The sequence below is a fragment of the Microcoleus sp. AT8-B5 genome (assembly GCF_036705565.1).
Lineage (GTDB): Bacteria > Cyanobacteriota > Cyanobacteriia > Cyanobacteriales > Microcoleaceae > Microcoleus.
This window is the reverse complement of sequence record NZ_JAUBUY010000004.1, coordinates 222,013-245,058: the sequence shown is the minus strand read 5'-3', so window position 1 is coordinate 245,058 and position 23,046 is coordinate 222,013. Positions and strand designations below refer to the sequence as shown.

The 23,046-nt window shown below is 46.0% G+C and carries 18 protein-coding genes; 7 read left to right on the top strand and 11 right to left on the bottom strand.

All coding sequences use genetic code 11. The annotated features are described in order from the left end of the window. Positions 1 to 100: 100 nt before the first annotated feature. From QUB39_RS05075 to QUB39_RS05055, 5 genes are all read right to left on the bottom strand, one after another. Positions 101 to 796, bottom strand: coding sequence for a Uma2 family endonuclease (locus QUB39_RS05075; RefSeq protein WP_333232938.1), 696 nt, complete (start codon positions 794 to 796; stop codon positions 101 to 103). Positions 797 to 829: 33 nt separating this feature from the next. After that, positions 830 to 1,837, bottom strand: coding sequence for a ribonuclease III domain-containing protein (locus QUB39_RS05070; RefSeq protein WP_333054286.1), 1,008 nt, complete (start codon positions 1,835 to 1,837; stop codon positions 830 to 832). A gap of 350 nt (positions 1,838 to 2,187) precedes the next feature. After that, on the bottom strand, positions 2,188 to 2,880 hold the full coding sequence (locus QUB39_RS05065; RefSeq protein ID WP_333207914.1) for a hypothetical protein: 693 nt from the start codon (positions 2,878 to 2,880) through the stop codon (positions 2,188 to 2,190). 191 nt (positions 2,881 to 3,071) lie between these two features. After that, positions 3,072 to 3,857 carry a PP2C family serine/threonine-protein phosphatase gene (locus tag QUB39_RS05060; protein ID WP_333259486.1) on the bottom strand — a complete coding sequence of 262 codons (786 nt, stop codon included), beginning with the start codon at positions 3,855 to 3,857 and terminating at the stop codon, positions 3,072 to 3,074. 211 nt (positions 3,858 to 4,068) lie between these two features. Continuing rightward, a complete protein-coding gene (locus QUB39_RS05055) occupies positions 4,069 to 4,731 on the bottom strand; it encodes a VWA domain-containing protein (RefSeq protein ID WP_333054290.1) in 663 nt (220 codons plus the stop codon). Positions 4,732 to 4,978: 247 nt separating this feature from the next. On the opposite strand from QUB39_RS05055, the gene QUB39_RS05050 reads away from it, so the two are divergent. Both QUB39_RS05050 and QUB39_RS05045 read left to right on the top strand, forming a co-directional pair. Continuing rightward, positions 4,979 to 5,581, top strand: coding sequence for a Uma2 family endonuclease (locus QUB39_RS05050; RefSeq protein ID WP_333259489.1), 603 nt, complete (start codon positions 4,979 to 4,981; stop codon positions 5,579 to 5,581). 52 nt (positions 5,582 to 5,633) lie between these two features. Beyond that, a complete protein-coding gene (locus tag QUB39_RS05045; protein WP_333054293.1) occupies positions 5,634 to 5,888 on the top strand; it encodes a DUF6737 family protein in 255 nt (84 codons plus the stop codon). A gap of 285 nt (positions 5,889 to 6,173) precedes the next feature. Here the strand turns inward: QUB39_RS05045 and carB are convergent, their stop codons facing one another. Together carB and QUB39_RS05035 are read right to left on the bottom strand one after the other, a co-directional pair. Then, the gene (gene carB / locus QUB39_RS05040) at positions 6,174 to 9,485 is read right to left on the bottom strand and encodes a carbamoyl-phosphate synthase large subunit (protein ID WP_333054411.1); all 3,312 of its coding nucleotides are present in this window, start codon (positions 9,483 to 9,485) and stop codon (positions 6,174 to 6,176) included. A gap of 589 nt (positions 9,486 to 10,074) precedes the next feature. Next, a complete protein-coding gene (locus QUB39_RS05035; RefSeq protein ID WP_333054294.1) occupies positions 10,075 to 10,314 on the bottom strand; it encodes a hypothetical protein in 240 nt (79 codons plus the stop codon). Positions 10,315 to 10,959: 645 nt separating this feature from the next. Between QUB39_RS05035 and QUB39_RS05030 the strand changes: the two genes are divergently transcribed. The 4 genes from QUB39_RS05030 (at position 10,960) to QUB39_RS05015 (ending at position 14,657) form a co-directional block, all read left to right on the top strand. Continuing rightward, positions 10,960 to 11,217, top strand: a complete 258-nt coding sequence (locus QUB39_RS05030; protein ID WP_172192361.1) for a hypothetical protein — start codon at positions 10,960 to 10,962, stop codon at positions 11,215 to 11,217. Continuing rightward, positions 11,210 to 12,433 carry a murein transglycosylase A gene (locus QUB39_RS05025; RefSeq protein ID WP_333391616.1) on the top strand — a complete coding sequence of 408 codons (1,224 nt, stop codon included), beginning with the start codon at positions 11,210 to 11,212 and terminating at the stop codon, positions 12,431 to 12,433. Before QUB39_RS05030 ends, QUB39_RS05025 begins: the two co-directional genes overlap by 8 nt. Before the next feature lie 396 nt (positions 12,434 to 12,829). After that, on the top strand, positions 12,830 to 13,546 hold the full coding sequence (locus tag QUB39_RS05020; protein WP_333460637.1) for a tetratricopeptide repeat protein: 717 nt from the start codon (positions 12,830 to 12,832) through the stop codon (positions 13,544 to 13,546). A 223-nt stretch (positions 13,547 to 13,769) separates the two neighbouring features. Beyond that, a complete protein-coding gene (locus QUB39_RS05015; protein ID WP_333054299.1) occupies positions 13,770 to 14,657 on the top strand; it encodes an ROK family protein in 888 nt (295 codons plus the stop codon). A gap of 241 nt (positions 14,658 to 14,898) precedes the next feature. On the opposite strand, the gene QUB39_RS05010 is transcribed toward QUB39_RS05015, so the two are convergent. The 4 genes from QUB39_RS05010 to QUB39_RS04995 all read right to left on the bottom strand — a co-directional run bounded on the left by QUB39_RS05010 (position 14,899) and on the right by QUB39_RS04995 (position 20,027). Continuing rightward, positions 14,899 to 15,321 carry a hypothetical protein gene (locus QUB39_RS05010; RefSeq protein WP_333149438.1) on the bottom strand — a complete coding sequence of 141 codons (423 nt, stop codon included), beginning with the start codon at positions 15,319 to 15,321 and terminating at the stop codon, positions 14,899 to 14,901. Positions 15,322 to 15,950: 629 nt separating this feature from the next. Then, positions 15,951 to 17,609: a CTP synthase gene (locus tag QUB39_RS05005; protein WP_333207921.1), complete on the bottom strand. Its 1,659-nt coding sequence runs from the start codon at positions 17,607 to 17,609 to the stop codon at positions 15,951 to 15,953. 100 nt (positions 17,610 to 17,709) lie between these two features. After that, positions 17,710 to 18,891, bottom strand: a complete 1,182-nt coding sequence (locus QUB39_RS05000; RefSeq protein ID WP_333054304.1) for a transposase — start codon at positions 18,889 to 18,891, stop codon at positions 17,710 to 17,712. A gap of 131 nt (positions 18,892 to 19,022) precedes the next feature. Then, the gene (locus tag QUB39_RS04995) at positions 19,023 to 20,027 is read right to left on the bottom strand and encodes an Rpn family recombination-promoting nuclease/putative transposase (RefSeq protein ID WP_333054306.1); all 1,005 of its coding nucleotides are present in this window, start codon (positions 20,025 to 20,027) and stop codon (positions 19,023 to 19,025) included. A 315-nt stretch (positions 20,028 to 20,342) separates the two neighbouring features. On the opposite strand from QUB39_RS04995, the gene QUB39_RS04990 reads away from it, so the two are divergent. After that, positions 20,343 to 22,814: a VIT domain-containing protein gene (locus tag QUB39_RS04990; RefSeq protein WP_333207922.1), complete on the top strand. Its 2,472-nt coding sequence runs from the start codon at positions 20,343 to 20,345 to the stop codon at positions 22,812 to 22,814. The last annotated feature ends 232 nt before the right edge of the window (positions 22,815 to 23,046 follow it).

The window sequence follows — 23,046 nt, the reverse complement described above, 5'->3', positions numbered from 1 at the left end:
TATTGTGGGGAGTAGGAGTTGGGCAGGAGAGCCCGCCCTGGAAAATTCAGCAACAGGCTACGAGGGCCTGTTCCACAATAGTTCAATTTTGCAGTTGTGCTTACAATTGATTGGGATCGATGCCCATTTCTCGGAGTCTTGCTTCCAAAGCTTGCGATCGCGATCGTTCTTGTTCCAGCAGCATTTCTGCCTGTTCGGCCCGCGCCTCGGCTTGCTGGATCTGTCGATCGAGTTCCACAAAACTTCTAAACGGTTCTCCAGAGGGCCCGAACATTTCGAGTCCTGTTTCTGATAATTGAAACCGCACTCCCAGTCTCGGACTTACCCAACCATCAATTTGTTCGATCTGTTCTAATTTTCCCTCAGCCCGCAACCATCCTATCAGTTCCAATTTTTCGGGATCGTACAAATAGTATTCTTCCACACCATAGCGTTCGTAAAATTGAAATTTTTGCATCATCGGAGTCAGACGATTTCCCCGCGACCAAATTTCAAATGCGACTTGTGGCGCAATATCATTTTCATACCACTGTTGATAGGAACCTCGATATCCTTTGGGGATGCCAAAAACTGCCATTACATCTGGTGCTTGAGACAGTTTGTTATTGCCTTCCACCGGATACCAAAGCAAGTCACCTGCTACAAAAACATTTGGATCGTCGGCAAACAGCAATTCTAAGTTTTCTTTAATCCAAACAATTAATCGAAACTGATCCGTATTGTTTGACATCGGTTCGCCGTTATCGTCGGGGTAGATGATATTTGATTTTTCGGGAGATTGCAGTTGTGTAACCATTGCTGTTTCCCCAATTTTTTTGACAATTTGATTTTATTTCAGTCGATCGCCTGTTTCCTCTTCCAGTTCGTCAACTGCGGTTTGGATAAAGTTATCCACCAACCAGTCGCGGGTACGCGAGAAATTGCTTCTCAACTCCAGGTACTGACTGCCTAGTTTTGCCTTAAAGTCTTTGGGGAAAATCTCTTTGGCCACTAACATATTTTTCCAGCGAGTTAGCTGGCTGGCGTTGCGTTCGGGAAAGCGGTTGTACAAATAGTCGATCGCGATCGCATCTAGAATATCCGCCCCCAGGATTTCCCGGCGTTTCACCTCGTTTTCTGGCCCTGTTTGTCGCCGCTGAGTTATCTCCCCATGCTGGCAAACATTTGGTTCAATCAAGTGCTGAATCAGCCAGTTTTCTGCACGAAAAAAATCGCGATCGAATTCTAAGTAAATCGCGCCAAACAAAGCTTCACAAGTCTCAGAAAAAACTCTATTGCGATCGCTTTCTTCTGTTTCTCTCCCATTCCATACGCGCCAACTGAGTTCGTTGAATTTCAGATTTTGTGCAAAATCCGCAAGTTTTTTGGGTTCTGCTAAACGAGCTTTTAAGGTTGAGATAGCATCGGGATCTAGTTCTGGATATTCGCGGTAGAGGTAATCGGTAACAATAGCACCGAAAATCGCTCCCCCTAGGAGTGACAGGCGTTGGTACTTAACCTCTTGCCAAGCGGGAGACTCCTCCGGGCGATCGGAGTAATAGCTGGTAGAGGAACGGCAATTTAAGGCAATTTCCAGCAGTTTTGTCTGCTGAAAGCTGGAAAGGTCGATCGCTGCTTTGACTGCTTCAATATCTACCTTTTTATTTTTTATTAGCTCTAATTCTTCTTCACATTTTCCCCACTTTTCCAACCAATCACCGCCCGCGTCTTCCACATACAAATCCACAAAATCTACCCCGTAATTCATCCATTCATCCTGCATTTTTCTGGCTGCTTCCAGTTCTTCCCAGACTTTTTGCAAGTTATTTTCAACGGTATGTGTACCTTGTACTGTCATAGTATTTGATTTTGATGTAATTAGATTTTATTTCCAACAATTTCACCGCAATTAAATCAAATCTCAATTCAATTTAGGCAGACTTGCTAGTTATTTCACCCGATTGATTGCTGCGGTAAATGTTCCCATTGCTTAGCCTTCGTATCAAGCACCTCTTGCCTGTGTCTGGCAAACCCCTCCCGGAGACAGAAAAGGGGAGGAAAAATCTTGCTCTGTTTTCCCTTTTCCAGAATCTGTCTGGGGACTAGGCTGTTGCCCTTCTCGAAAATTGTGCAATATGTGAGTTAGTCAAATTTTTTTTCACAGAGTTTGGAGCAGTCGAACTATTCTCAGCAGCAGATATGCTTGATTTACGGGAACTTGAGGTAACGACCTGCGGGCAAATTATCACTATTATATAATGCTATATTAACTAACTGATTCAGGAAATTTGCATCGTTTTTATCATAACTTAAAAATAATCCTCTGTCAATCCCCCAATCTTGAAGAGTTTGTTGCCAATTATGATATTTTTGTTCAGAGAATTCATCCGAAAGAGTTGTGACTTGAATGCAGAGGGGCTGCTGTTGGCGGCTACTAACGATCGAATCGGTTGCCATAGAAAGATCTGCAACATATCGATACAAAACAGTGCCTTGGCGATCGACTATTCGGGCTGCGATCGCACGAATCACGATATCATCACCCGGATCGAATTGGCCGGCCTTGAGTTTTTGTTTCCAGATGTAAAATTTGCGATCGTTTTCGCTCAGCCATTTAGGAAATAGATAGCTGTACCAATACCTTTCCCCCGGCGTCATTAACTCAAACGCGGCTTGCTGTTCTCTTTCCGAAGGTAGAGATTGAACTGCCAGCCAAACCTGAGAATCTCGGATAAGCTGCAGCAAAAAAGCCATCACAAATTTTTTAGCAGTTAGCGAACCGGGTTTAACATCTTTCACCCAGCGATTGATTTCATCCAATCTTCTCGCCAAACTCGGATCTATTGGATCTGCGGCGCTAATTAGGGAGTTGAGCTTATCCTTAATCTCTTGTGCTTGCAAACGACGACCTACTGTACAGACTAAAGCAGAATTGTTGACACCTCGATTTTATTATAGAACCGCGCCAAATTTTCACCGCTGATGAGGTTGAACGCATTAGACTTGTTGCAAAATTCAGAATCGGAAATTTTTAACCGCAGATCGACGCCAATTCACCCAGATGGGTATTGGCTGTGGCAAAATGTTTATTTTTAATTGTCCTGTGCCTCCGAACTCGAAAAAGTTGCTAGCAATAATGTTAAGTCATCATCGGTGCGTTCGGAAACGCGGGGCGATCGCAAAAATGACTCTAACTGCTGTTTCGCATCTTCTTCTTCTTTCCACTCGCCCGAAAACCGAAACAAAGGCGCAAAAAACGGCTTGTGCGGCGTGCCTTCTGGGATTTTGAGGGCTAGCATTTGCAACCCGTCGGAAAACACGGCTAAGTGCTGCAGTTTTTCCCGCAGTACCTGAAATTGCGCTGTTTCAATTGCATTCGGCGAAATCAAAAAGATAGTTTCGTTGATGTATTCGCCACAGGGGGGTACTGTCAGGGCGATCGCATTTCCTGCACTATCACCTGCTACCGCCGCACCGTCGCCGATTTGAGCAACGGCGATTAATTCCGGCGTAGCAACAACAGCAATTAAAGTGCAGGCTAAATCTCTCGCAGCCACTTCCCGCACTGCCGCTTCTGCTTCCACCTGCGCCCGCGCAACTTGCAGTGATGCTGTCAAGAATACCTGCCATTCATCGTCATTTTGAGGCAGCCTTTCCTGTTGCTGGCAAATCGTTTCGACAACCGCTTCCACAGCAATTTTTGCCCCAACTTCTGCGAGTGCTGCCGAGCCCGCACCATCGGCAACCGCTGCCGCTAAAACACCGTTTGGCAAGAGACGCCAGCAGTGGGCATCTTGACAAGGCTGCGATCGTTTTTCGTGGCTCGTACCTATCACCGATGCCGCTACAACTTGCCAATTAAAGGATGAATTCTGCATTAATAACTCTTTAACTCAAAACTTCGTAAATTCACAACTATGCAAAGTCTGGACGGGTTTATTTATCCCTAATTAGGTAGGGCGATGCACACCACACTTTACTAATTTGGTAGGGCGATGTACACCACACATTACCGCTTGTCACATACTAATGACCAATGACCAATGACCAATGACCAATGACCAATGACCAATGACCAATGACTAATGACTAAACAGTTCCCCATCCGGGTGGGGGCAGTGCTACTTGTTCATCAATTTTTGAGTGAGAAACTCTCTGCATACTAGCCGACAGCCAGATGAACATCTCTCTAAAGTCTAATCCTCTCAATTTTACAGGCGTGCGCTCGACAATTTGCGCGAGACGAGGAATATTAGCACCTTCCACTCCGACTGCAAAAAATGCCACGCGCTTGTTAATTTCTTCCTCTTTAATCCGCTGTGCTGCTATTTCCACAACATCGTCGGATTCACCTTGAGGTTCGCCGTCAGTAATCATAAATACCCACGGGCGGTAGTAGGTAATGCCGTTGTTGCGGTATTCCGATTTGCGGGCCGCAATGGTATCTAATGCTAGCTGAATGCCGGCGCCCATGTGGGTTTGTCCTTGAGCTGTCAGCAGTGGCGTCTCGAACTGGTCGGCGGTAACGAAGTCTTGCACGATTTTGATTTGATTGTCAAATGAAATAATCGCGACTTCGACTCGCTTTTTAGCTAGTTCGTCTTTAATTAGGTCATTCCTAAAAATTTCCAGCCCCTCATTCAAGGCATCTATGGGTGCGCCTTGCATGGAGCCGGAGGTGTCCAGCAGGAGGACGCAGGGACAGCGCGGCTCTGGGTTTTCGGCAAATTCTACGGCTTCGTCTAGTCTCATGGTTCGGGGTTGACCTGGGAGTGGCTCGATTTCTAGGTTTGTTACTTTCTACCCTAGCAAGTAGGTGACATATTTAACTCAATCTGCCCGCTGGCGATCGTATTTTACCATTTACGTGAATCGATTTTTGATTTTTGATTGTATATTTTAGATTTTAGAATTGGATGTCTGCCGTCAAAAAAACAAAATTCTTCCTGCCTGTGGTAATATAGGCTAATAGTATTACTGCAAAATAAGGATAAATCTTATGATTGCAACAGTCACACAGCAATTAACCTTTGACCAATTCCTTGTAGAATGTCCAGAAGATGGACGTTATGAACTGGTAAATGGAGAAATAGTAGAGATGAATTCCACAAGAAATCATGATGATGTTGCTAATTTCCTGTTATTTGGCTTCAACGATGAAATCCGGCGACTAAATTTGAATTATGTAGTCAACACTACAGCCGTTATCAGAACTGTAAGTAAAGCCGGCATCGAACAAGGGCGGAGACCGGATGTCAGCGTCATCGATCGCGATTTGTGGCGATCGAACCGTTCTGCTTATGCTGCAATGCGGGAACCAATTCAACTGGCAGTGGAAGTAACATCAACAAATTGGGAGGACGATTATATAGACAAATTGGACGAATATCGGCGCCTCGGAATTCCTGAGTATTGGATTGTCGATTATTTAGCAATTGGCAGCAGGGAATTTCTGGGAAATCCCAAAATTCCAACTGTATTGGTTCACCTTTTGGATGCAGATGGCAATTATCAAAGAAGCGCGTTTAAAGGCAGCGAACGAATTGTGTCGCGGACTTTTCCCGAATTAACGCTGACAGCAGAAGATGTGATGAATGTTTAACTTCGGTTAATCCAGCTACCCAGACTATTATCCCTAAAAAATTACTAAAAATATGAAATCTATTTCTGATAATAAACTTTCTAATCAAAAAGCTATTAGTCCTTGGAGTTACAAACCTTGGTGGTGTCAGCCTTGGTCGATTCTTTTAACTGGTACTAGCCTGATTAGCGGTAGTTGGTTTTTATTAAAAACTGTTTGGATAACGGTTTTAGTCGCGATTCCTTTATTAGCTTGGATGGGCTTTTTCTTGTTAGTTTGGCCGAGGTTGATGCTGTCTAGCGGAGTTTTGGATTCCGATGCAGATTAGGTTTTGGTGACGCGCACCTTATGTTTAGGGTAAGGTGCGCGGTCATTGGTGTGAACTTAACGTTAAACCCTCAGTCCGGCAGGGTTTGAAACAACAGCCTCAAAGCGAAAGTCCTCGCTATGAAGACTAATGAGTTCTTCAGTCCTCTTTGAGAGGACTTTCGCTATCAGACAGGGAATTCATTCCCTGGCGGACTGCCGGGTGAGCCGGAGGACTGGCGGACTAAAAGCTTCAGTTGACACTAATAGTGCGCCCTGCACACCCTACCTTTGAGTGTTTCCCAGTCTAGGCTTGCGGGTAATAGTCTTGAATTGCTTTTACTTCCATCGGGTGAGATTTGAGCGATCGAATTCCCGCTGCTGTCGCTTTGGCACCGGCTATTGTGGTAATAATCGGGATTTTGTAAGTCAAAGCTGTGCGGCGGATAAAGATTCCGTCGGCCCGGGATTCTTCGCCGGAAGGTGTGGTGATAATTAGTTGAATTTTCTCATTTTTGATCGAATCCAACAAATTCGGCCGCCCTTCGTGCAGTTTCAATTCCAAATCTACCTCTAAACCTTGCTCTCGCAAAACTTTGCGTGTCCCGTGAGTTGCGACTACTCGGAAACCCAATTCTAAGAATTCCTTGACAACGGGTACAACTGCTAGTTTGTCCCGATCGCGCATCGAAACCAACACGGTTCCAAACAGCGGCATCATTTGTCCAGCACCTAATTGAGCTTTGGCAAATGCTTTACCAAAATCGGTGTCAATTCCCATGACTTCGCCGGTCGATCGCATTTCTGGCCCTAACAAGGTATCAGTTCCTGGGAACTTAGCAAAGGGCAATACAGCTTCTTTTACCGAAACATGAGTGGGTATAATCTCTTCAGTAAAACCCAAAGCTTCTAGAGTTTTGCCAGACATGACTCGCGAGGCCATTTTTGCTAAGGGAACTCCGATCGCCTTGGAGACAAAAGGCACTGTTCGAGAAGCGCGCGGGTTAGCTTCCAAAATGAAAACTTCTTCCCCTTGAACGGCAAATTGAATATTCATCAACCCGATTACTTTCAGGGATTTTGCTAATTCTACAGTCCAGCGACGGATTGTTACCAAAGCTGCATCAGAAAGTGTTTGGTAAGGGATAGAACAAGCAGAGTCGCCGGAGTGGATTCCCGCTTCCTCAATGTGCTCCATAATACCGCCGATCGTCACATTGCCAGTAACATCGGCGATCGCATCGACATCAACCTCGATCGCATTCTCCAAAAACTTATCAATTAAAATCGGATGATCGGGTTCTACCAGCACGGCATAGGTCATGTAACGTTCCAATTCCGTATCGGAATAAACAATTTCCATGGCTCGGCCGCCTAATACGTAACTCGGTCGCACCACTACCGGATAACCTATGCGTTGAGCTACTATTAAAGCATCCTCAAAACTACGGGCCAAACCGTTAGCAGCTTGCTGAATATCCAACTCGCGCAGAATCTTTTCAAATCGCTCCCTGTCTTCAGCAGTATCAATGGAATCCGGCGAAGTACCCCAAATTTTTGTTTGTACATCGGGGTGATTTTCGAGGGCTTTTTGTAAAGGAAGCGCTAATTTCAGTGGGGTTTGTCCGCCAAACTGAATAATTATTCCCTCTGGATTTTCGGCTTCGATGATGTTGAGAACATCTTCTTTTGTTAGCGGTTCAAAATACAGGCGATCGCTCGTATCGTAATCCGTCGAAACCGTTTCCGGGTTCGAGTTGACCATAATTGTCTCAAAGCCATCTTCTCCTAGGGAATAGGAAGCGTGACAACAGCAGTAATCAAACTCAATTCCCTGTCCGATCCGGTTGGGCCCGCCACCTAAAATCATCACTTTTCGCTTGGTAGAAGGCAAAACTTCCGACTCCGGCGCGAGACTGTGGCCCACAGGCGAAACTTTCTTTTCTTCATCGCCCAATTCCCAAATAGCCGCACCCGCTTCGTAGGTGGAATAATAATACGGTGTAAACGCTTCAAATTCAGCGGCACAGGTATCGACTGTTTTGTAAATCGGAATGACGCCTAACTGTTTGCGGTAAGCGCGAACTTGATCTTCCGATGTTTTGGTGGCGTAAGCAATTTGGCGATCGCTAAAACCCAACTGCTTTACTTCAAACATTGTCTCTTTTGTCAACTGTTCCAACCGCGTTCGTTTCAAGAACTTCTCAGTTTCCAGCAATTCCTGCATTTTATCCAAAAACCAAGGATCGATTCCTGTAAACTCGAAGATATCTTCCACCGACATTCCCATCATCATCGCGTGGCGAACTGTAAAAATGCGATCGGGATTTGGCGTCCGCAATCCGGCGCGAATTTGTTCCAAACTCGGCAACTTTTCCGGTTTGTCGCAGCCGAAACCCGCGCGGCCTGTTTCCAATCCCCGCAGGGCTTTTTGGAAGGATTCGTTGAAGCTGCGCCCGATCGCCATTACCTCCCCAACTGACTTCATTTGCGTTGTCAGAGTCGGTTCGGAACCGGGGAACTTTTCAAAGGCAAATCGGGGAATCTTCGTCACCACGTAGTCAATTGTCGGCTCAAAAGACGCCGGAGTTTTCTTGGTGATATCGTTGGAAATTTCGTCTAGGCTGTAACCTACCGCTAATTTTGCCGCCATTTTGGCAATAGGGAAACCAGTTGCTTTCGAGGCCAAGGCGGAGGAACGGGAAACCCTAGGGTTCATTTCAATAACGATGAAATCTCCGTTGACTGGATTGACGGCAAATTGAATGTTGGAACCGCCGGTTTCAACTCCGATTTCGCGAATAATTTTCACCGAAGCATCTCGCAGGCGCTGATATTCTTTGTCTGTGAGAGTTTGCGCCGGGGCGACGGTGATCGAATCGCCGGTGTGGACGCCCATCGGGTCGAGATTCTCGATCGAACAAATAATCACTACATTATCTGCCAAATCTCGCATTACTTCGAGTTCGTACTCTTTCCAACCAATCAAAGATTGTTCGATCAAAATTTGCGAGACTGGACTGGCATCAATCCCGCCTTGTGCCATTTCTTCAAATTCTTCTTGATTGTAAGAAATGCCGCCTCCCGTGCCGCCCATTGTAAAAGCAGGACGAATAATTAACGGATAACTGCCGATTTGGTGACCAATGGCTTTGGCTTCGTCGAGAGTGTTGGCAATTCCCGAAGGGCAAACGGCGACACCAATTCGCGCCATCGCTTCCTTAAATAATAGCCGATCTTCTGCCATTTCAATTGCTGGCAATTTAGCACCAATCAACTCGACGTTGTATTTTTCTAAAACGCCATTTTTAGCGACGGCAACTGCTAAATTTAGCGCCGTTTGACCGCCCATAGTCGGTAAAATTGCTTGAGGTCTTTCTTTAGCGATGATTTGTTCGAGGATGGCCGGCGTTAGAGGTTCGATGTAAATGCGATCGGCAGTTTCCGGATCGGTCATAATCGTTGCCGGGTTGGAATTCACCAACACTACTTCAAAACCTTCTTCTCGCAAAGCTTTGCAAGCTTGTGTCCCTGAATAGTCAAATTCGCACGCTTGACCGATAACAATTGGGCCGGAACCAATGAGAAGAATCTTTTTTAAGTCTTGACGACGGGGCATAGGTTCGTAATTGGTAATTGGACAAGGTTGAGGATTAATTGATATTTTGCATCACTCTTAGAAACAGGCTTTCTAAGCTGTTCCCCCAAAAGCTTACTCAAAAAAGTGCAAGTTTTGTTGTTAATTTGAAATTGTGCACCATTCTCAGCCTTTTGGAAGCAGAACCTAGCAACTCCGGCCCACAGACACCCCCAGCTAACCAGAAATATTGATGAGAAAAGGGTGCAGTCGATCGGTAAATCAAGACTATTTTAAGTGTTGCGGTCAAATCGTGTTCTAAAATACACAATCCATTTATTCCGCCAGATTAATCATTGTAGGGACACTCCAAGAAGCCATTGGTGTCAACTTAACGTCAAACCCAATCACAGACTGTTGTTTGAGTATTAAATCTAGATCCCCCCTAGCCAACCCCTACTCCCCTTAAGAAGGGGGGGACAAGAGTCTTCTCAAAGTCAACCCCTACTCCCCAACAATCAGGGGGATTTAGGGGGATCTAGACTTAGCTAAAAGCTAGATTTATCAATGGTTTCAGGCGATTGTTGACACAACGAAAGACACGGTTTCCCTACCGTATTTCACCCTATTTTTAGGCTTTGCGCGATCGGCGAATGAGTACGCTTATAACTTGTCCCGGCTGTGCGCCTCGCTGGGGCGGACTCCAATCCCCGACGGCGGCAAATCCCAGTCGGTACAAGGTGTGGATGGTTTCTAACACGGCGGCGCGGGAACCGACAACCGTTATCCGCACGACTTCCTGTTCGGATACTGCTGAGTCGTCATTTGGACGCGCGGAAAAGTTATCGTCAGGCACGAATTCCTGTGACATAATATGATCTCCTGGTTTTTGGTTTTCTAGGAAAACCCAAAAACCCAGCCGCCCCGCACGTTAACACAGAGCAGGGCGGCTACAGAGAATGTTAGAATTCTCAATCAGCCTCCATACTGCTTACTCAGTTTGGCGGTAGCTGTCCATTGCTGCTGGTAACAGCTTTGGGCAGTGCAACTAGATTTTTGGGCGACGCGGGCCGCTTCCTCTGCAAGCAAAGCAACCTTAATTTCACAGCGTAGCCGCAGATGGGGGCCGCCGTCAATCGATTGCGCGATTTTAGATTTTAGATTTTAGATTGGGGTTTTCCTGCAACAACTTTATCGATTTTAGATTTTAGATTGAGATTTTCCTGCAACAACTCTCCGGTCTCTCCCACCCTCCCCTTTTCCCACTCTCCCCCTCTCCCACTCTCTCCTTCTCCCAGTCTCTCCCCCTCCCTCAATCCAACCTACTAAATGAGGGAATGCGCCGAGGAAGAGGTAAAATATGGAATCGTTCCAAAAGCTTAAAATCAAAAATCTAAAATACAGATATGCCTAGAACACAAGTGCGAATATTCCGTGCACCTGCTGCTTGAGGGCAGCCACATCAATTTTAGATTTTAGATTTTAAATTGTCCTCCAACAACTCTCCCCATCTCCTATGCCTAGAACTCCCAGCGAATATTCCGTGCACCTGCTGCTTGAGGGCGGGCACCGCGAAGAAGTGCGTTTCGCAACCCTGCAAGATTTTCAAAAATGGTACAGCAGTACGCTGGTGCCGAAACAAGATTCAAGAGAATTTCTTAACGTCCCGATTAAAAATATTCAAGGCGAATACATGGTAGTTCGGCCTACCAGTGTTCTCGCAATTCGCGTAGAACCGATATTTACTTCTAGCGTCGAACGATACGATGAATAAGGAAAATAATCAATTCAGTAGGGAAGATTGGAAATTGAGCAAGATTTTTCGCTATCAGCTATTAGCGATCGCCTGTTGCGTTTTGGCGATCGCTTTTTCGGTGCCCGCCGTTGCAGTTCCATCGCTGCAACCAATGAGTGTAAATCAATTACAAGCGAGTGAGTTGGAGTCGATCGCCTTTGACGCTCAAATCTGGGGCGAAAATGGCAAACCGGGCGATAAAGAATTGCTGTTAAGGTCGATCGACCACAGCCTCCGCTATCTCAATACATCAGCCGCCGCCAGCGCTTACAGCCGCTATCCAGTCGCAGGAGTTACGCGCGATCGAGTCCGCCGTTCCCTCGATCGATTCCGCCAATTAGTTGTCAGTTCCACAACCCCAGCACAACTTCAGGAATCTGTCAAGCGCGAATTTGTATTTTACAAATCCACGGGCAAAGACGGCAAAGGAACAGTAGCATTTACAGGTTATTTCGAGCCGACTTACGCAGCATCTCGGACGCCGAATTCCGAATACCGTTATCCCCTGTACCGGATGCCGCCAAACATGGCATCTTGGCCGAAACCTCACCCGACAAGATTGCAATTAGAAGGCGCAGATGCTTTGCAGGCAAGTAAAGGATTGCTGCGAGGATTAGAATTAGTTTGGTTGCGCGATCGATTCCAAGCATTTCTCGTGCACGTCCAAGGTTCTGCGAGATTGCAACTAACAGATGGTAGCGAGATGACCGTCGGTTTTGCAGGCAAAACCAGTCACAGTTATACAGGAGTCGGACGAGAATTAGTTAAAGACGGAAAGTTTACTTTAGAAGAGTTAACTTTGCCGAAACTAAGGGAATATTTTACCAACTTTCCCGCAGATATGAACAAATATTTGCCGAAAAATGAAAGCTTTGTATTCTTCCGGGATAGTAATGGAGCTCCAGCCACAGGAAGCATTGGAGTGCCAGTAACTGCCGAAAGGTCGATCGCCACCGACAAAGCTTTAATGCCCCCCGGCGCACTAGCATTAATTAGTACAAAACTCCCTTATCCGAATGGGGCGGGACAACTCGAACAAAATGCCGTGAATCGGTACGTTTTGGATCAGGATACTGGCGGCGCAATCAAAGGCGCGGGGAGAGTTGACGTATTTATGGGAACGGGGGATTTAGCGGGCGATCGGGCCGGTTATATCAACTCAACAGGAGAACTGTATTATCCGCTTTTAAAGTAGGAACAAAGCGAGTGGCCAGAAACCGGGTTTTTACAAAAAATATTCGCGATAATCCGCAGATTAGGAAAAAACCCGGTTTCTTCGATATTCACTCTATCTAGGTATTTGGTAATATGGGTTAGTTGGTTGGGTAGGGGCGGGTTTATCAATATTTGGGATGGGAATTATAGATTGTGGGCGAACCCGCCCCTACGGTATTTGATAATAAAATAATACATCTAAAATAGCAAAATTGGTAGGGCGGGTTAGCCGAAATTTATATCATCAAATAGCATAATTCATCAACCCGCACCCACCCATCCCAGATACTCAAACACCCGCCCCTTTCCCATCGCAGATACCGACAAACCTGTCCGCATTCGTATAAAATAGAAACAACCCAACCCATCCCCACAAATGCTAAACAAAATTTGGCAATTCCTCAAACGACTCATCCAGCGCCTATTAGGAACCGCACCCCCACCACCGCCGCCACCACCTGCGCCCCGCCCCACCCAAACTGACGCGGAATACGAGTCGAAATTCATGGAAATCCTGGAAGGGGTGAATGTCGGCTGGAGTCGAGGAGATGTAGCGGGATTCTTAATCGCAAAACGCCTTAAAGATGGTGAATTGGCTGCTTGGCTGCGACGGTTTGGGACTCGATTGTTAGAGGGGGAAAACCAGCAGGGCGGGCACGGGGGCACCGCCCCTACGGATGCGGTGGCATCGCTTCAGGAATTGGCGCAGCGGCTGGTTTTGTTAGGTAGAATTGGCAGCGGGGAATTGTCAGAGGTGGCGAGGAGAATTGGGCGGGAGATATTGACACGGTTTCCGCTGCCGGAGGTTGAGGAGGAGGAGACAAAGGGGATGGTAATTGAGGCGGTGTTTGTTGGGGATGGTTTGGGTTTTTCTGGGGAAGGGAACCGCAGAGGCGCTGAGGCTGCGGAGGCAGAATCGGAAGTTAATGTAGAGGCGAAAGCGTGGTGCGATCGAGGGAATGAGCAGTATAATTTAGGAAGATTTGAAGATGCGATCGCATCTTATACCCAGGCAATTGCTCTCCAACCAGACTATCACGATGCTTTGCACAACCGAGAGGTAGCGCAACGTAAGTTAGGCGAAATTAAATAGGCGAACTCGCTGGTATCCATAATTTTTGCTAGGAATTGCGATGGGTATGATAGTATTAATAATTAACCCATTTTTTGTCGCTAAGTATTATAGACTAAAATAGGAGTTGGAGGATTTAAATTATCACTACAAACTTACTTGGTAATGTGTACAGTCCGCACCTTAAAATATGTTTATCCTATGAGGATTAATCCCAAATCCTTGCATCCAAAACTCAAATCGAATGACACAAGTAATCGGCATTGACTTAGGCGGAACCGCAATTAAACTCGGCAGATTTAGCGAAGACGGCATTTGTCACCAATCCTTAACTGTTCCAACTCCTCAACCGGCAACGCCAGAAGCCGTTTTAGCTGCGATGACCGATGCTATTTTACAACTGAATCCGGTGGAAAATGCTGTAAGTGCGATCGGCATCGGCACTCCAGGCCCTGCAGACGCCGCCGGCCGCATAGCCAGAGTAGCAATTAACCTCAAAAACTGGCATAACGTCCCCCTCGCTGACTGGTTGGAAGCTAAAACCGGACTGCCGACAATATTAGCAAATGATGCCAACTGTGCCGGATTGGGAGAAGCTTGGTTGGGCGCAGGAAGGCACTTTAAAGACCTAATTTTAATAACTTTAGGTACAGGAGTCGGCGGTGCAGTTATCCTAGACGGCAAACTATTTGTAGGTCATCAAGGCGCGGCCGGAGAACTAGGATTGATTACTATAAATCCCGACGGCCCGGAGTGCAACAGCGGCAATCGCGGTTCTTTAGAACAGTACGTTTCGGTGCAAGCAATTCGCCGCGAAACGGGTTTGGAACCGCTAGAATTAGCAAATCTAGCTAAGTCGGAAGATGCCAAAGCTTTAGAATTTTGGCAAAATTACGGGCGCTATCTGGGTATCGGTTTGGCAAGTCTCATTTATATTTTGACGCCGGAAGCTATTATTATCGGCGGTGGAATTAGTGCAGGTGCAGAATTTTTCTTGCCGAAGGTTCGACAAGAAATTGAGCAACGTGTACTGCCGAGTTCTCGCGAGGATTTACAGTTATTGGTGGCTGAATTGGGCAATCAAGCAGGCATTGTAGGGGCAGCAAAATTAGCTTGGCAGCTTGTTCAATAGTTAAAATTTCAAAAAGCAGCGCAGTTTATTGCGCTTTTTTCATATCTAAACTTAGGGTGCAACCTAAGCACCTTACCCCAAAAAAAAATAAAATGAATGTTAGGATTTACTAAAAATAGTCTTCCTTCCTCCTTCATTGTTCATACTTATAACTAATGACTAATGACTAATGACTAATGACTAATGACTAACAACTAACGACTAATGACTAATGACTAACAACTAATGACTAATGACTGCTTCATGGCAGAGATTGTCCAGTGGTATTTTTAATGTATTCCTGAATTTCTTGATAAGTTTCCGGGTTGTTTTGGCGCAGGATAATAATATTAGTTGCGCTGTCCGGCAGGCAAAAGCTTAGCCGACCGTTCTGTTCGCAAGCAAAAGAGCTAATTCGACTCATATCGATCGCAAATTCTTTGCGGTCATAATGAATTTTAATCCACGAACCTCTCGAATTGCGATCGATGGTTTTTTTGAGGTAATCGAGAACTTGCTTGTAAGCCTCAGAATTGCCTTGGGGATTGAGGATAATCGGCTGACTGCTATTAGGCAGCCAAAAGGTGAGACGCTTGTTATCCAGTTCGCTAGAAAAAGCACTAATAGTGTCAAGGTCAATTATGTATGTACTTTTCTCATAAGTAATTTTGCTCCAATAAGCCACAAAGCCTCCTCAAACCTGTGTTTCCTGGTATTTTAGGATAGTTTGACAACTCATACCATTTTAGATTTTAGATTTTAGATTTTAGATTGGGCATGACTGATGACTATCGGGGTTGGGAAGTTGCCTAAAGTTACATTTTTTTTTACTGGTATCACCATTGAAATCCAAGCTAAAAAGTTAAGTAAAAATATCAGCATTTTTACCCAATACGCTTGGGTTAAAACTATTTATTCCGGGCGAGATCCCCCTAAATCCCCCTTCCCAAGGGGGACGCAAGAGTAAGTTCTTGTCCCACCCCCTACTCCCCTTTGTAGGGGCGGTGCCCCTGTGCCCGCCCTAGGCGCCAGGGGATCGAGCTTAACTGAACCGTATTGCATTTTTACCTTCTGCCTTCTCCCTTGTGGTACTAGCCCCCCAGCCCTAGCATAGGGGTTGGGGGGGAGGTTTTTCACTCGTTGAGAATGCTGCCCGATATCTAGTCCGATAAGTGCAACCCCTATCAAATCCTATTGGTCTGTTGGGCGGGTTTTGTAATGTCGATTGCCGGGGCGATTTGAATATTGTGTACTCTGAACCGCCCCTACAGACATCTAATATATCAGAACTAATCGATCGCACATGATATGAGATCAGTTTGCTGCAACTTTCTCGGCCACCAAGTCGCGATCCTCATCTTCTAAAACATCCTGCTTTCCCTGGATGCTAGCGGCCTGGATAAACCCTTGAAACAAGGGGTGGGGGGCGCTAGGTCGAGATTGGAATTCGGGGTGAAATTGGCAGGCTATGAAAAAGGGATGGTTGGGAAATTCGATCATTTCTACCAAGCGGCCGTCTGGAGATGTACCGGAGACTGCATAACCTGATTCTAAGAAAAGATTGCGGTAGGCGTTGTTAAATTCGTACCGATGGCGGTGCCGCTCGTAAATCACTTCTTTCTGATAAAGTTTGAAAGCTAGCGTGTCTGGGTTGACACGGCACGGATACAAACCCAGTCGCATTGTACCGCCCAAATCGACTACATCTTGCTGTTCTGGCAATAAATTAATTACCGGATTCGCTGTATCTGGGTTAAATTCAGCGCTGTTGGCATCCTCTAGTTGAGCGATGTTGCGCGCCCATTCAATCACAGCACACTGCATCCCCAAACACAATCCCAAAAATGGAATTTTGTGGTGTTTAGCATATTCGATCGCCGCTATTTTGCCGTCAACTCCCCGAACCCCAAAACCTCCGGGTACAAGAATGCCGTTGATACCTTTGAGATAATTATCGAGGTTTCCCGATTCTAAATCTTCTGAGTTAATCCAGTGTAAATTCAGGTCGCAGCCGATCGCAATTGCCGCGTGCCGCAAAGCTTCGACCACCGAAAGATAAGCATCGTTCAACCGCACGTATTTGCCAACTAAAGCAATATCAATTTTGTGATTGGGACTGTAAAGCCTGTTGACTAAAGTTTGCCACTGATGCAAATCTGGCTGGCGATGTTCGAGTTGCAGCAAATTGAGCGTTTGTTCCGCCAAACCTTCCTGTTCCATCATCAGCGGCACTTCGTAGATACTTTTAGCATCTTGAGCGGTGATGACACATTCTTCGGGGACGTTGCAGAATTCCGACAATTTCTGTTTCATGCCCAAAGACAGCGGGCGATCGCACCGACAGACTAAAATATCTGGTTGAATGCCGATCGACCGCAATTCCTTCACCGAATGCTGAGTCGGTTTAGTTTTCATCTCCCCAGCCGAAGGAATCCAAGGTATCAGCGTGACGTGCATATACACAACATTTTGCCGACCGACATCCTTGCGAAACTGGCGAATTGCCTCCAAAAACGGCAAAGATTCAATATCTCCCACCGTTCCGCCGATTTCCGTAATCACCACATCGGGATTGGTATTTTTTGCTACCCGGTGAATTCGATCTTTAATCTCGTTAGTAATGTGCGGAATCACCTGCACCGTGCTCCCCTGATACTCACCGCGGCGTTCTTTGTTAATCACCGCTTGATAAATGGAACCCGTGGTGACGCTATTGAGGCGAGACATGGAAGTGTCGGTAAAACGCTCGTAGTGCCCCAAATCCAAGTCAGTTTCCGCACCATCTTGCGTGACAAAGACTTCTCCGTGCTGAAACGGGCTCAGAGTGCCGGGGTCAACGTTAATATAGGGGTCTAGCTTCAAAATCGAGACTGAATAGTCCCGCGACTTTAATAGGCGGCCCAAGGAAGCACCGACAATTCCCTTGCCGATGCTGGAAACCACGCCACCAGTCACAAACACAAATTTGCTCATAGGATTTTCGACTTTAGATGTTTCAATGTCAGGTCAGACTCAAATGTGACATAGTTGACACTCCCGGTGCTAAAGCAGCGGGGATTCTTTGTTCGTAGACTCAACTTGCTTGCGACAGGATTTCTCCAGCCAAAGTAGAGGTCGAATCTCCCAAAGCGTTCGGGTCTTTGACCCAAGTTCCGGTATGCCCTACCGTACTCAAGGCTAATTTCAGGATATTAATCGCAGCATTCCAATCCCTATCCATAACGAACCCGCATTCACAAACATGGGTTCTTACGGATAGGGTTTTTTTTACGATTGCACCGCAGTTAGAACATTTTTGCGAAGTATATGCTGGATTGACGGCAACCGTCACCCGGTCAAATTTTACTCCAAAATACTCCAGCCACTTCCTGAATAGATACCAACCCGCATCATTGATCGATTTGGCGAGACAGTGATTCTTTACTAAGTTTTTAATCCTCAAATCTTCGTAGGCGACCAAATCGTTAGATCGGATTACGCAACGCGCCAGTCTCTTAGCGTGTTCTTCACGTTGCCTACTTATTTTGAGGTGTACTCTTCCTAATCGATTAATTGCTTTCTTGCGGTTGGCAGAGCCTTTCTTTTTACGAGAAACGCGGCGCTGTCGAAACTTTAACCGTTTCTCAGTGGTTCGATAAAACTGGGGGTTTGGTTCAGAGTGACCGTTAGAGTCTGTATAAAACTCTTTGAGCCCTACGTCCAAACCGAGTGTTTTACCAGTCGGCGTCGTATCTACTTCGTTTTCAGCACCGATCAAAAACTGAACGTAGTAACCGTCAGCGCGACGGATCAAGCGTACCCGTTTTATTTGATCGAGCTGGTAGAAGTTTAGATCCCACGTTCCTTTTAGTTTGAGCTTACCAATTCCTTTCTTGTCAGTGAAAGTGATTTGCTTGCGGGTTTCTGAAAGTTTCCAGCCGCTCACTTTATATTCAACTGAGCGACAGTTTTTCTTAAAAGTCGGATAACCTTTCTTTCCGGGAAGAGCTTTCTTGCAGTTGTCGTAAAACCGAGCAATTGCAGAATAAGCTCTCTCGACTGACGCTTGGCAAGCACTAGAATTCAAGGTTTTGACGAAAGGAAACTCTTCTCTGAGCGCAGTGCTGTGCCGATACAAGTCTTTTTGCCCAACACCTCGGTTATCCATCCAGAAACGGATGCACTTATTCCGAACGAACTGAGCAGTCCTAATTGCCTCGTCTATTGCTGCGTACTGATTTGGTTTTCCTTTCGCCTTGAATTCTAGAACGAACATCTTACGTGGAAAATCGCTACGCTAAGATACTAACACTAAGCCGTTCTAAAAGGATGGGGCTTTAGACCCAAGTTTTTGGTAATCCATAAGGGCAACCACGGGGGATTGCCCCCTACACCCATTTGACCAAATTATTGACGATTGTTATGTGCTTGCAACCAAGTTGTCAAATCTGACAAACTGGCAAAGTCTAATAGTGCCTCTCCTAGATTCTCTAATTGCTGAGCGGATAACTGAGCTATGCTGGTTTTGAACTCCGGCGACAGCACGCCGACACTGCGCTCCAACTGACGAACAATTAATGTCATATTTCCTTGTTTGATGCCTTGTTCGATGCCTTGTTCGATGCCTTGTTCAATGCCTTGTTCGATGCCTTGTTCGATGCCTTGTTCGATGCCTTGTCTGATTCCTTGTTCTATCCCGATTCTGGTAGCTTTGGTAATTGCACCGCGCTGGTCTTGAATAAAAATTTCTCGCCTTTCTAAATCCTCCAATTCATCAGGATCGAGATTTGCTTCATTGGCAATTGTAAAAGCTTTGCGGAGTTCCGGTACATTTCCCAACTCTTCCGGCACAGACCTTAACGTGCGAGCGGTTTTCATGAAATATATCCACTTGTCAGTCAGAGTCTCTAATTCTGCTAAAGTCTTGTCAAATTTGGGCAACTCAACAAAGACAAATTCTAATTCATCCGCCAAATACTCGACTAAGTTGTTTTTTTCTTTGATACAAAACCGCGAAATTACTGTTTCCAGATGCTCAAACATTTGGAAATCTGTAATCGTCAAGGCAATCACGGGATTTAACAGGTTGTAGTTTTCTCCGCTTTTTAATTGCACTGAGTAAGCTTTGGTAGCATTGTATAAAATCCGTTTCTCAAAGGATTCTACATTCAATACCTGCATTTCAACGATCGCAGTTTTGCTGCCACCAATTTTTGCTTTAACATCCAAGTAAGTATCTTTGACTCCTTTGATTTTGGGAGCTAAATAAGGGTCAAGAATTTCTAAATCTTCGATAACTGGCTGCGCTTCGTAGAGGATGGCATTTAAGAAGCTAATCAAAATGTCTTTGCTGTCAGCCGAGCCGAAGATTTTTTTAAATGCAAAGTCGGTTTTGGGGTTAATAAAATTCATGGCTTTTTCAATTTATTAGAGATTGAGAGGTTGAGGTTAGAGTTATTTAATTATTTAACTATCATACAATCTTCTAGGTTGGGTTCGCGGACGATCGCCCCAACCGACTTCACCCAAATACGGATGCAAGCCCACAGCAGTCTAGACAAAAGTTCCACTCCCCCATGAGCGCCTGTAGAGTTAATCTAAAATCTAAAATCTAAAATCAGCCCTACGCGCTCAGTCATTTTTCCCAAAAAGCTAACTGAGGAACGTTTCGGCAATGGTAAAGTCATGGTAAACAAAGCACCTCAAGTCTGCTAAAAAAAAACAGCTATGAAGTTTGTCTGCGTTCTATCCCCTCAACGGTTGCTTTGTACTGGTATCGCATTGCTCGCAGCCATCGAGTGTGGCGTGTGGCTCGCTCCCAATGGGGCGCGGGCAAATGCTCTTGGGGAAAATTATTCGTCTGTGTCGCCGAAAATCCTCGCTAGTAACGATGTTAATTGCAATGGCGGACGATCGCCCGAAACTCCCTGTCCAGTCGGCGGTTTGTTCGTCAAAACTCCCAACACGACGCCAGAACAAGTCTTTCCTCTGAAACAGACTGAAGTTAAAGCCAAAATAGCTGGCAATATCTCCCGCGTCGAAGTTGTTCAGAAGTTTGAAAATCCTTTTCCCGAATCTATAGAAGCTGTTTATGTATTTCCTTTGCCCGACGAAGCAGCGGTGGACGATATGGAAATTAAAATAGGCTCACGAACTATTAAAGCTGATATCAAACGCCGGGAGGAAGCTTTGGAAATGTACGAACAAGCCAGAAAGCAAGGCCGGAGTGCAGGTTTGTTGGAACAAGAACGATCCAATATTTTTACTCAGTCTCTGGCTAATATCAAACCGGGAGAAAAAATTGAAGTTACGATTCGCTACACCGAAAGTCTCAAATTTGTCGGCGGCGATTACGAATTTGTGTTTCCAATGGTGGTAGGGCCTCGCTATATTTCGGGAAATTCGACCGATGCCGATCGCATTAACCCGCCTGTTTTGCCTCCGGGAGCGCGATCGGGTCACAATATTGCTGTTTCGGTAGAAATAGATGCCGGAGTTGCGATCGGCGATGTCCGCTCTACTTCCCATCAAATTACAACTGACCGCAGGGGAAATATTGTGCAAGTCCAATTAGCCAATTCTGACACAATTCCCAATAAAGATTTAATTTTGCGCTATCGAGTGGCGGGCGAAAATACGCGCGCAACTGTCTTGACTCAATCCGACCAGCGGGGCGGTCATTTTGCTACTTATTTAATTCCGGCATTAAATTACAAAAATAATGAAATTGTACCTAAAGATGTCGTGTTTCTGATGGATACTTCCGGTTCTCAAAAGGGCGAGCCACTAGCAAAATCTAAGGAGTTGATGCGCCGCTTTATTCAAGGGTTGAATTCCAACGATACTTTTACTATTATTGATTTTGCCAACACTACGCAAGCGCTTTCAACTACTCCTTTAGCGAATACGGCAGAAAATCGACAAAGCGCAATTAATTATATCGAAAAGTTGCAGGCTAACGGTGGCAGTGAACTGCTTAACGGCCTTCAAGCAGTGATGAATTTTCCGGCGGCGGCTACGGGAAGGCTGCGGAGTATTGTATTAATTACGGATGGTTACATTGGTAATGAAAATGAAGTGCTGGCTCTGGTTCAGCAGAGTCTGAAACCAGGAAATCGACTTTATAGTTTTGGTGTTGGCGGTTCGGTGAATCGGTTTTTGCTCAACCGTTTGGCGGAAGTGGGAAGAGGCACTTCTCAAGTAATTCGTCAAGATGAACCGTCGGCAGAAGCGACAGAAAAGTTTTTTCGTGAAATTAATCGTCCGGTATTGACTAATATTCAAATTAGTTGGGAAGGAGTGGGGGAAAAACCGGAGATTTATCCGATCGCGCCCCCAGACTTGTTTGCGAGTGGGCCACTGGTTTTGTTTGGCAAAAAGGCCGATCGAACTAACGGCCAACTTCGCATCCGCGGCACTCTGGCGGGCGGCAAAGCTTACGAGCAAGTTTTACCGGTTAATTTTGCTCAATCCGGCGGGCGGCAGCGAGAGTCTACTTCCGTCGCAGCAACCGCTACGGATTTTGGCAATCCGGCGGTAGCTCAACTTTGGGGGCGATCGCGCATTAAAGATTTAATGAATCAAATGTTTGGTGGCGAGACTAAATCTCTGGTGGAAGCTGTGACTAATACTGCTCTGACTTATCGCTTGCTGTCGGAATACACGGCTTTTGTGGCTGTGAGCGAAGAAGTGCGAGTGGAACCAGATGGATCTCGTCGCCGCGTGCAAGTGCCTGTGGAATTGCCGCAGGGTGTCAGCTACGAGGGTATTTTCGAGTCGGGAGGGGAAGAGCCAACTAGGGGCGGCACTCGCAGCGTTACCTCGACTCGCAACTCGGCACCGGTGAGTCCAGCTCCTGCTATGGCGCCGCAGCAAGGTTACGGTGAGTTGCAACGCCCGAAGCCTTTGGCTTCTCGCCTCCAAGTAGTTAGCGTCGAAGGGTTGGATGCCGGGGCGATCGCGGCTTTGAGTCAATACCTGCAATCTGTTAATCTCCCGGCGGGGGTTAGCGGTGAAACGGTGTGGAAGTTATTGGTACAAGACGGCCGCGTTGCCCGATTGGCGCTCGACACTAAAACCTCGACGCTGCAAGCAACAGACGCCGTAGAAACTCTCAAGAGGGCCTTGAGTTCCTGGCAACCTCCTGCAGGATTCAAGGGCACGCTGCGCCTGAAGTTGCGAATTACAGGCGATCGTTAAGGAATGACTATCTATGTCAAGAAACATTAATTTTTAATTCAAAAATACCGAAACTGGGATCGCTACCGCGAGGAAGATATAAAATCTTTATTAAGAGATTGCCTTTAAACAGAAAGTGATGTTAATGAAATTTATACCGTTTGAGGCAAACGCTAAAACAGTTTCCTTTCTGAAACAGTTTCCTTTCTGAAACAACCTTAACAGTAAAGATTTCTGGATCGAAACCCCCCAA